The organism is Georgenia sp. 311 (assembly GCF_006151955.1).
Taxonomy (GTDB): domain Bacteria; phylum Actinomycetota; class Actinomycetes; order Actinomycetales; family Actinomycetaceae; genus Oceanitalea; species Oceanitalea wutianyii.
The window spans coordinates 1-7,576 of record NZ_VDFS01000005.1 but is presented as its reverse complement, the minus strand read 5'-3'; the positions used below and the strand labels follow the sequence as shown (position 1 = coordinate 7,576).

Below are 7,576 nucleotides of genomic sequence, written 5' to 3'. Positions count from 1 at the left end.
GTCCCCGGCGTGTCCCCACCCGCCGGGGACGGGCCCACCCGACCCGTGGGGCGCACAACCGGCCGTGCCCCGGCGACCGTGCGCCCCGCGGGACGGACCTCGAGCACTCTCCCCGGTGCGCTCCGAGCCACCGGGCCCGCCCACCCGGCAGGGCGTGCGACCGGGCGTGCCCAGGCATCGGCGCGCCTCACCGGGACCTCCGCGTCCGCAGTCCCGGCCGTCCCCGGCGCGGCCCGCGTCGACGACCGCACCGACGTGGCGGTCCCGCGGGCGAGGACCCTCCGGCGCCTGCCGCTCGGCGTGCTGCCCGCAGCTGCCCCCGGCGGACGGAGGCGGCCCGCGCACACGACGTCCCAGCGCGCCCTGCGCGTGGGGACCGACGTCACCAGCTCCTCCCGGGCCGCCCGCGCCACCGTGCTCGGCGGCGGACCTGTCGCCCTCACGGCTCCGGCCGCAGCGCTCCGCCCAGGCGCACCGGCGGTCGGTGCCGACGTGGCGGGGCACCGCGCGACCGTCGCGGCCGGGCCCCTCGGCACGAGCCCCGGCCCGGCGCGGGCAGGACTGCGCCGGCTGCCCTCCAGCGGGCGTCGCACGACACCTGCCCTGACCATGGACACCGCACCGGTCTCCCGCCCCGTCGCCCGGACGACGGCTGCTGCGGCCTCGGCGCAGCCGGCCGCCGGTCTGCGGACCGTCCCGACGGCCCAGCCCGTGCCTGCGGGCGCGCTCGGGATCTCCGCGGCGGGCCGTCCCGTCACCGCCCGCGCGCTCGTGCCGGCGAGCGCCGCCGGGACCCCGACGATGTTCCCGCCCTCCACCCCGCTCTACGCCACGCCGCCGCCGCTGTCGGCCCCGGTGCGCCGGCTGCCCGTCTGGCCCGGCGGCGCGACCGCGGGGACGCCCGGCCACCCGGCGACGGGCCTGCAGCGCGCCGACGCAGCGCACCGGCCGTCCGCGCCCACGGGCGCCACGGTGCGCGGGAGAGGGCCGACGACCGCGCCGGCTGCCCACGGCTCCGCTGCCCCCGCGCCGGCTGCCCACCGCGCTACTCCCACCGCGCCGGCCGCCCACCGCGCCGCTCCCACCGCGCCGGCCGCGCACGCCCCTGTTGTCCATGCCTCCGCGCCGGCCACCGTGGGCGCGCGACGCCGTCGGCCGGCCCCCGCGCCGCGCAGCACCCGGGCCTCCGCCGTCGCGGGGCGCGCCGTACTGCCCCAGGCCACGGCAGGTCCTCGCATCGTGCGCCGCCTCCTCGCCCCGGCCACACCGGGTCCTCCGGCCCCGGCGCCGGCCACGCCACCCGCGCTGCCCGCCACGTTCGCCGCGCTCAGGGACCACGAGTCCGTGAGCCCAGCCCCACCCACGGAAGGACCGGCCATGAGCCTCCTCGGTCACCACCCGGCCCGCCCGGCCGCCCCGCCGGCGGTGCCACCGACGGCCCTCGCCTTCCGCCGCGACCAGCCGACCGGCGCGCACACCGTCACGGACCTCGACCACCTCGTCGACCTCGTCGCCGAGCGGGTCGAGGAGCGCGTCGTCGCCGAGCTCGAGCGCCGTGGCCGCCACGGCAGCGTGGGGGTGTTCTGATGGCCACCGAGAAGGCGTTCCTCGAGCTCGAGGGCGGCGAGCGGCTGCCCTGCCTGTTCAACCCGGCCCAGCTCGCCATCTCCCGCTCCAACGACTGGACCGGCGAGGCGCTGCCCGGCCGGGGCGTGCCCCGGCTGCGCTACGCCGGCGCCCAGCCCGGCTGGATGCACCTCGAGCTGTTCTTCGACACCACCCACGACGGTTCCGCCGTCACCCGGTACACCGGCAGGATCCTCGCCCTCATGGACGTCGACCCCACCCTGCCGGGCTCGGACGAGACGACGAGCAACGCCCGCCCGCCGTACGTCACGTTCCACTGGGGTGACCTGCACTCCTTCAAGGCCGTCGTCGCCGACCTGTCCATGGCCTTCACCTACTTCGCCTCCAACGGCACCCCGCTGCGCGCGACCGTCGCGCTGACGCTGCGCCAGTACGAGCCCTCGCAGGCCTTCGGCCCGCAGAACCCCACCTCCGGCACACCCGACCCGCACCGCACCCACCGCGTCCGGCCGGGGGAGACGCTCGACCGGATCGCCGCCACCTACTACGGCGACGCCACCTCCTGGCGCCGGCTGGCCCTGGCGAACGGCGTCCAGGACCCCCTCGCCCTCCGGGCCGGCACCGTCCTGTCGATCCCGAGGGCCGACGCATGAGCGTCCTCACCCAGTCACCGTCCGCCGGGCTGGCGCTCAGCCCCGTCGTCAAGGTCGACGGCAGCCCTCTGCCCGCCCGCTGGACCGCAGCACTGCTCGAGCTGCGGGCGACCCTCGCGCTGCGCACCGTGGGGCGCTGCACCCTGCGCTTCGCCGACCCCGGCTACGAGCTCACCGGTGAACGGCGCCTGGCGGTCGGGGCGCAGGTGAGTCTCTCGGCGCGCGCCGTGCCCGCCCGCAGCCCGCTCACCGAGATCTTCACCGGCACGGTGACCTCGGCCGGCGTCGAGCAGCGGGCAGGCCGCAGCGCCGAGCTCGTGGCCGTCGTCGAGGACGCCGCCTTCCGGCTGTCGCGCACCTCGCGTGCCCAGACCTACCTCGACCGCACCTACGCCGACGTCGTCGAGACCCTCGCGAGGGGGGCCGGGGTCGCCGTGAGGGCCGACCAGACGAGCAAGGTCCACCCCTACCTCCTCCAGGCGGACACCGACCTCGCCTTCATCGACGAGCTCGCCCGCCGCATCGGCTGGGAGTGGGTCGTGGACCGCGGCACCCTGCGGTTCTGGCGGTCCTGGACCGGGTCGGGCCGCACCGGCACCATCGGACCGGACGTGCGCCTCGCCCTGGGGGACACGCTGGAGGAGCTCGCGGCCGGCGTGTCCTCCGACGCCCCCACCGAGGTCACGGTCCGTGGCTGGGACCCGGTCAAGCAGGAGCACATCACCGCGACGGCGGCCCTCGACCGTGCCTCCGTGCCGCGCGGTCTCGCCGACGCGTTCAGGGTCGACGAGGCGACGCCCGCCTCGCGCCTGTGGTCGGTCGACAGCCCGCTCGACGGCACGGACGCCGCCGCCATCGCCGAGTCGCGCGCCAACGCGACGGGCACCGTCTCCGCCAAGGGCCGGTGCACCGTCACCCCCGAGCTGCGCCCCGGAGTCCTCGCCGACGTCACCGGGGTCGGCCCCGCCAACGGGCGCTACTACGTCCAGGAGGTCGAGCACGTCTACCGGCCGGGCGGCTTCCACACCCGGTTCACCGCGGGGGACCGCCGGCCGGTCCACCTGGCCGACGTCGCCCGCGCGGGCGCGTCGAGCTTCGCCCACGCGGGCCTCGTCATCGGGACCGTCACCGACATCCGCGACGAGGACGGGCTCGGCCGGGTCAAGGTGCAGTACTCGGCGATGTCGGACGCCGTGACCTCCACCTGGGCGCGCGTCGCCGCGGTGGGTGCCGGCGCGGACCGCGGCATCGTCCTCACCCCGGAGGTCGGGGACGAGGTGCTCGTCGGCTTCGAGGGCGGCGACGCGCGCCGCGCCGTCGTCCTGGGCGGCCTGCACGGGAAGAGGGGGGCCGTCCCGCCCGGAGTGATCGAGGACGGCACGGTCGTCAACCGGCGCCTCACCTCGCGGCTCGGCCACGTCGTCGAGCTCGGCGACGGCAGGGACGCCAAGGGCCAGCACGTCCTCCTCGCGCTCCAGGACACCAGCCACCGGATCCGCCTCGGCAAGGACCGCGCCGACGTCGAGGTCCCGAGCGGCGTGCCGCTCACGGTGCGCTCGGGCGACAGCACGATCGACATGGACGGCAAGGGCAACCTCACGCTGTCCGGCGCGACGATCACCCTCAAGGCCACCCAGGGCATCGAGCTGTCCGGGGCGAGCGTCGAGGTCAAGGCCAGCGCGAAGGCCGCCGTCTCGGCTGCCGACGTCGAGGTCAAGGGCAGCGTGACGGCCGCGCTGCAGGGCGGGACCACCGCGACGATCAAGGGCGGGATGGTGCAGATCAACTGATGACCGGACACGGTACCGACTTCATCGGCAGAGGCTTCGGCTGGCCGCTGCGGGTCGACCACACCGGAGCGATCCGGCTCACCGAGGGCGCGGAGGACCTCGAGCGCTCGATCCGCATGGTGCTGCTCACCGCCCCGGGCGAGCGGCTCATGCGGCCCCAGTTCGGCTGCCGGATCTGGGACCTGCTGTTCGAGCCGGTCAACGCCAACCTCCTCGGCCTCGTCTCCCAGGCCGTGCGCGACGCACTCGCCCAGTGGGAGCCGCGCGTGGAGGTCGAGGACGTGCGCCCCGTCCAGGACGACACCGACTCCGCCCTCGTGCGGATCGAGATCACCTACCGGGTGAAGGCCACCAACGACCGCCGCAACCTCGTCTACCCCTTCTACGTCATCCCCCGCGAGGAATCCTGATGCCGCTGCCCCCGCCGAACCTCGACGACCGCTCCTTCCAGGACATCGTCGACGAGACGAAGCGCCTCATCCCCCGGTTCACGCCCGAGTGGACCAACCACAACGTCTCCGACCCGGGCGTCGCGCTCATCGAGCTGTTCGCCTGGATGAGCGAGATGGTGCTCTTCCGCGTCAACCAGGTGCCCGACAAGCTGCTCGTCCACTTCCTCAACCTCGTCGGCATCGAGCAGTTCCCGCCCACCGTGGCCCGGGCCGACCTCACCTTCTGGCTCTCCGCCCCCGCCGAGCAGTCCGTCCACGTCCCCGCCGGGACGCAGGTCTCCACCGTCGGCACCGCGGAGACCGACGCCGTCGTCTTCGCCACCGTGGACGAGGCGGTGGTCTCGGCCCCCCGGCTGCGGGCGGTCCACACCTGCCGCGCCGGGCAGGAGCAGACGACCGACGGGTGGGACGACCTCACCTACCCGGGCTCCTCGCTCACCGCGTTCACCTCCGTCCCGCTGGCCCCGGGTGACGCCACCTACCTCGGCTTCGCCGAGCCGCTGGCCGGCCTCGTCGTGCGGCTGTCGGTCGCCGCGACGGCGGAGGGGGTCGGGGTGGACCCGCTCAACCCGCCGCTCGCGTGGGAGGTGTGGGGCGGGGAGGCATGGCTGCCGGTCCGGGTCCACGTCGACACCACCGGTGGCCTCAACCGCGACGGCGACGTCGTCCTGCGCGTCCCGGCCGCCCACGAGCCGCTCACGCTGGGCGGGGAGGCCGCGCACTGGCTGCGCGCCCGCCTCCTGCACCCCGTGCCCGGTCAGCCGACGTACCAGGCCTCCCCGCGCATCACGTCGCTGTCCGCGCACGCCGTCGGCGTCACCGTGCCGGCCGAGCACGCCCAGGCGATGGCGCGTGAGTCCCTCGGCCGGTCGGTCGGGGTGCCCGCCCAGTCCTTCCGGGTGTCGGCCGCGCCGGTCGCCCGCCGCCGGGAGGGCGAGGAGGTCCGGGTCATCGACCACACGGGCGTCACCGAGTGGACCGAGGTCGAGGACTTCGCCGCGTCCGGCCCCACGGACCGGCACGTCGTGTGGGACTCGGCGTCGGGCGAGGTGCGCTTCGGCCCGCGGGTGCGCCACCCCGACGGCACCGTGCGGCAGCACGGCGCGATCCCGCCCGACGGTGCGGAGGTCGTCGTCACCGGCTACCGGCACGGGGGAGGGGCCGTCGGCAACGTCGGCGCCGGCACGCTCACCGCGCTGCGCTCCACGGTCCCCTTCGTCTCGAGCGTCGAGAACCTCGCCCCCGCCACCGGAGGCGTCGACGGCGAGAGCGTCGAGGAGGCCAAGGTGCGCGGGCCGCTGTCCCTGCGCACCGGCGAGCGCGCGGTCACCGCGCGCGACTACGAGCGGCTCACCCGCGAGACCTCCGTCGAGGTGGCCCGCGCCCGCTGCCTCCCGGCCCGGGGGACGGGGGCCGTGCGGGTCCTCGTCGTGCCGCAGGTGCGCACCTCGCCGCTCACCCACCGGATCGACGACTACGCCCTGGACCGCCGCCTGTACGAGCAGATCGCCGCCGTGCTCGACGAGCGCCGTCCCGTCGGCGTCGCCGTCGAGGTCGGCACCCCCTACTACCAGGGGGCCAGCGTCGCGGCGCTCGTGCGGGCGCTGCCCGGCCGGCCCGCGGCGCTCGTGAGCCAGCGGGTGAGCGACGCCGTCGCGCGCTTCGTCAACCCGCTCACCGGCGGGCCCGACGGCACCGGGTGGCCCTTCGACACCGACCTGTCGGCCGTGACGGTCGCCCAGCTGGTCGAGTCCGTCGAGGGGGTCGAGCGGGTCGAGGAGATGGTCCTCTTCGAGTACGACCTGCGCACGGGCCGGCGTCTCGGTGTCGGCCGCGACGCCCTGCGGCTGGACCCCCACTCGCTGTTCCTCTCCGCGAAGCACCAGGTCGTGGTGCGGTGAGCACCGACCACTGGCTGTTGCGGCAGCTGCCCTCGGGCATGCTCACCGACGACTTCTTCGTCCGCTTCGCCTCGATCTTCCAGGAGCAGGCCGGCACCCTCCTCGCCCACGCGCACAACCTCCCGCACCTGGCCGACCCGTCGGTGACGCCGGCCGGCATGCTGCGCTGGACGGCGTCGTGGATCGGGCTGTCCGGGGTCGACGGCGACCAGCCCGAGGAGTGGCAGCGCCGGTACGTCGCGGGCTGCGCCCGGGTGCTCGCCTGGCGCGGCACGCGGCGCGGGCTCACCGGGTTCCTCGAGCTCCTCAGCGACGGCCCCGCGCTCGTGCGCGACGGCGGCGGGGTGTGGCGGGAGGACGGCGCCCCCGGCGACACCTGCTGGGTGGTCATGGAGGTCGCCTCGACCGGGCTGCTCGAGGAGGCCGACTTCGTCCGGCTGGTGCTCGACGAGGTGCCCGCCCACGTCCGCGCCGAGCTGTGGGTGGCCGGGCGGCAGGTCTTCCCCGACGACGCGCCGGCGACCGCGCCGGCCCGGCACCGCGCCGCCGTGGGCGGGCGAGGGAGTGAGGAGCAGTGACGACGACGACCCCCGGCCCCACCGGCCAGGTCGCGCCCGAGACCGCGGTGGTGCGACAGTCGGTGCTGCCCGCCGCGGGCAGCACCGAGACCGGCCCGGCGACGCCCGCCGCGGCGAGCCTCAGCTGCCCCGAGTGCGGGACGACGGCCGAGGTCGTGCTCTCGCGCCGGGCCGCCGAGGACTTCTGCCGCGCGTGCGACTACCCGCTGTTCTGGGCGCGGCCCGAGCACGCCGTGCTCGAGGAGGCGCCGTCGGGTGACGACGCGCGCCGGCGCCTGCCCGGCTCGCTCGGCACGACCCGCCTGGCCACCGTGCCCTGCCCGCACTGCGTCGAGCTCAACCTCCCCGGCGCCGAGCTGTGCCTACGGTGCGGCTCGACGATGACGCCGCCGCCCGCGCCGGTCCCGCTGCCGGCGCCGCTGCCCGAGCCCGTGCCCGAGCCCGTCGTGGAGGAGCCCCCTGCGGCGCCCGTGCGCTTCCCGTGGTGGTGGCTCGCCTCCGTCGGCCTCCTCGTCGGCGCCGTCGTCGTGGCGGCCCGCCTGCTCTGACCGGGCCCACCGGCCGTCCGCCCGCCTCGGTGTGGACTTCTGGACCTCACAGGTCCAGAAGTCCACA

The 7,576-nt window shown here is 76.3% G+C and carries 7 protein-coding genes; all 7 read left to right on the top strand.

The window, feature by feature from the left end; all coding sequences use genetic code 11:
- Window positions 1–609: 609 nt before the first annotated feature.
- The 7 genes from FHE66_RS00510 to FHE66_RS15250 are packed head-to-tail and all read left to right on the top strand — an operon-like array spanning window position 610 to window position 7,509.
- On the top strand, window positions 610–1,587 hold the full coding sequence (locus FHE66_RS00510) for a hypothetical protein (protein ID WP_176554589.1): 978 nt from the start codon (window positions 610–612) through the stop codon (window positions 1,585–1,587).
- Window positions 1,587–2,240, top strand: a complete 654-nt coding sequence (locus FHE66_RS00505) for a LysM peptidoglycan-binding domain-containing protein (RefSeq protein WP_168202672.1) — start codon at window positions 1,587–1,589, stop codon at window positions 2,238–2,240. The genes FHE66_RS00510 and FHE66_RS00505 overlap by 1 nt, the downstream gene beginning before the upstream one ends.
- Window positions 2,237–4,030, top strand: a complete 1,794-nt coding sequence (locus FHE66_RS00500) for a phage baseplate assembly protein V (RefSeq protein WP_139071042.1) — start codon at window positions 2,237–2,239, stop codon at window positions 4,028–4,030. Before FHE66_RS00505 ends, FHE66_RS00500 begins: the two co-directional genes overlap by 4 nt.
- Window positions 4,030–4,440 (top strand): GPW/gp25 family protein, encoded by a 411-nt coding sequence (locus FHE66_RS00495; RefSeq protein WP_139071041.1) that lies wholly within the window; start codon window positions 4,030–4,032, stop codon window positions 4,438–4,440. The genes FHE66_RS00500 and FHE66_RS00495 overlap by 1 nt, the downstream gene beginning before the upstream one ends.
- The gene (locus tag FHE66_RS00490) at window positions 4,440–6,383 is read left to right on the top strand and encodes a putative baseplate assembly protein (RefSeq protein ID WP_139071040.1); all 1,944 of its coding nucleotides are present in this window, start codon (window positions 4,440–4,442) and stop codon (window positions 6,381–6,383) included. The genes FHE66_RS00495 and FHE66_RS00490 overlap by 1 nt, the downstream gene beginning before the upstream one ends.
- Window positions 6,380–6,961, top strand: a complete 582-nt coding sequence (locus FHE66_RS00485; RefSeq protein ID WP_255303553.1) for a phage tail protein — start codon at window positions 6,380–6,382, stop codon at window positions 6,959–6,961. Before FHE66_RS00490 ends, FHE66_RS00485 begins: the two co-directional genes overlap by 4 nt.
- Window positions 6,958–7,509 carry a hypothetical protein gene (locus FHE66_RS15250; protein WP_139948348.1) on the top strand — a complete coding sequence of 184 codons (552 nt, stop codon included), beginning with the start codon at window positions 6,958–6,960 and terminating at the stop codon, window positions 7,507–7,509. The genes FHE66_RS00485 and FHE66_RS15250 overlap by 4 nt, the downstream gene beginning before the upstream one ends.
- The last annotated feature ends 67 nt before the right edge of the window (window positions 7,510–7,576 follow it).